We start from the raw sequence: 2,559 nt of genomic DNA, 5'->3' as shown, positions 1-2,559 counted from the left end.
TCCCCGATTGAATATCGAGAAAAGGCCGCAGCTTGAAATACTCTTTTTTTATTGTCTACTTGACAGGGTTATGTGCAATTTATCTCTCTTATTATGTACATTTGACTCCTTATCTCTTTGTAGGATAAATTTCAAAAGAGTCTGGAATTATTTGTGTCGACTGGTAGAGCAATTCAGATACAGTTACACATTTATATCCGTTATTGTATAAAAATTTTAAAATGTTATCTAATACAATAACTGTTTGAGAAGTCTGAGTATATTCACTACCATGCCAATCATGAAATAGAATGATCTTACCTGGTTTTACTCCTTTTGTTATAGAGTTATAAATTTGACTTGTGGGTGGATTTGCCCAATCACGAGAGTCCTGATCCCATGACCATAAAACGACATCTTTTCCGTTTTTTAAAGCAGTATTAATAATTAAATCATTATAAAAACCACCTACTGGCCGGTAAAGAGTCGGTTTAAAACCAACTGACTTCTGTATAATTTTATCTGTTTCTTCTAATTCTGATGATAGTTCTGCTGATGTAATATTTCCATAAATATGATGATAAGTATGATTGGCAACTTCGTGTCCTTCTTTTACTTCCCGTTTTAATAGTTCAGGAAATCTTATTACTTTATTACCAGCTACAAAAAAGGTGGCTTTAGCATCATATTTAGCTAATATATCAAGTATTTGTGGGGTGAAAAAGGGATGCGGTCCATCATCAAAAGTAATGGAAACTAATTTTTCCTTTGTGTTAACTTCCCAAATAACGTGTCCAGTTTTTTCATATTCCTCACGACTTTTAGTGGATGCGGATACATTTATTTGAAAGGAAATGGAAGGAATCAATAAAAGAAGGATAAAAAACAATATTTTTTTAATTGGAAACACTCCTCATTTAACGACTTGGTTTATGATGCCCTTATTAAAATTTTTAATGAGAAACATGAAATAAGTGGTAGCTATTATTTACAAAAAACAACATTAATGATTTAAAAAGCCCTTTAAAAAAGGAGGTGAGATATTGGGAATTTTAGATCTGGTGAAAAGCAGAAATAAAGAACTGGAATTCATGTTTGATTTTGATTTAATCCAAGATACCTCAAAGAAAATTCACATGAAGCAATTGGCCATCCAAACATGTATCAATATGATCGGCCGTACTATTAGCCAATCGGAATTTTATGTGAAGAAGGATAAAAAGATTGTGAAGGACGAAATGTATTACCGGTTAAATGTCAGACCGAACCCGAACATGTCAGCCAGCCAATTTTGGCAAACAGTTGTTCATAAGCTGATATATGACAATGAGTGTTTGATCATCCAGTCGGATGCCGAGGATTTATTGATTGCGGACTCTTTCACACGAGTTGAATGTGCCTTGGTCAATGATTCATTTAAAGATGTAACCATTAAGGACTTTACGTTTTCTCGAACATTTCATATGAATGATGTTATTTATCTGGAATATAGCAACAAAAAGCTATCAACTTTGTTTGATGGTTTATATTCCGATTATGGAGAATTATTTGGTAGGATCATAGAATTTCAGAATCGCAAGAACCAAATACGTGGACTAGTTGATGTAGTGGCTATTACTGATAAGTCGGAAAAGGGACAAGAAAAATTACAGAATTATATAAACAAAATTTACAATGCTTTCACCTACAAGTCAGTAGCTATTGTTCCACAACAAAAAGGATTTAAATTAGAGGAACTGAAAAACGCTACTCAGCTTCAAAGTGTGGATGAAGTCGCCAAGGTAATTGATGGTTTTTCAGATCAGGTTGCCAAAGCCTTAGGTATTCCGGTTTCGTTACTTCACGGTGATATTTTTGTGTTCAATTATTAATCGAATAAGAATCCAAAAAGTTACAATATTTAAAAATAAAAAAAGATATTAATTTAAAATAATTTAAAAATAATTGCATAGAGCTGATTTATTCCGGGGGAATAAATTTACTAGTAACAAACCATTCCATAACTTTAAAGAACTAACCTGCTTATTTGTATAAAAATTAACATTTCTCTAGCCCGAACTTTTTTGGGGAAGGAATTTTTTCTGTCTTTTTTTAAGAACGCTTGTTCGTATATAATGGATGTAATGGAGGGATTTTTCTGATGGGGACAATTCGTGATAGAGGGCTCGTTAAATGGCAAGCGGCATTGATTATGCCAGAACATAAAGCTTTAAATAAAAAAATAGGTGAGGTTGATTATTTTCTAAATAAAAAACCTACCCTTGATGAATACCAGGTTGAAGAGTTTGAAAACAACATTCATTATGCGATGGAATATCATTTACCTATATGTTTTAGATTGCATAACAAGGGAAATCCTCTTGAGATATACGGACATTGTGTGTACATACATCCTGTCACGAAAGAGTTACGTATTCAAAAGAGAGATAGTTCCTTGAGTATATTCTATTCGATGAGATTATTAGAGTGACTGTAGAGGATTAAAAAAAGCCCTTCTCAATGAGGAGGGCACTGAAAAAGTCCCTTCTGGGCCAATAGAGGTAGATTTTCTCAGTTTATTCTGAGGAAATCTACCTTTTT

Annotated in this window: 3 protein-coding genes; 2 read left to right on the top strand and 1 reads right to left on the bottom strand. The window is 33.0% G+C overall.

The genetic code is table 11. The features are described 5' to 3' along the window. Positions 1-109: 109 nt before the first annotated feature. Complete coding sequence (locus SB775_RS27250; RefSeq protein ID WP_410864259.1) at positions 110-880, bottom strand: polysaccharide deacetylase family protein; 771 nt, start codon at positions 878-880, stop codon at positions 110-112. A 142-nt stretch (positions 881-1,022) separates the two neighbouring features. Here SB775_RS27250 and SB775_RS27245 point away from each other — a divergent pair, with 142 nt between their 5' ends. Further along, on the top strand, positions 1,023-1,850 hold the full coding sequence (locus SB775_RS27245; protein ID WP_410864257.1) for a phage portal protein: 828 nt from the start codon (positions 1,023-1,025) through the stop codon (positions 1,848-1,850). Positions 1,851-2,119: 269 nt separating this feature from the next. Then, the gene (locus SB775_RS27240) at positions 2,120-2,449 is read left to right on the top strand and encodes a YolD-like family protein (RefSeq protein WP_410864256.1); all 330 of its coding nucleotides are present in this window, start codon (positions 2,120-2,122) and stop codon (positions 2,447-2,449) included. Positions 2,450-2,559: the final 110 nt, after the last annotated feature.

This window comes from Peribacillus sp. SIMBA_075 (assembly GCF_046534585.1).
This window is presented reverse-complemented; position numbering and strand designations above follow the sequence as displayed.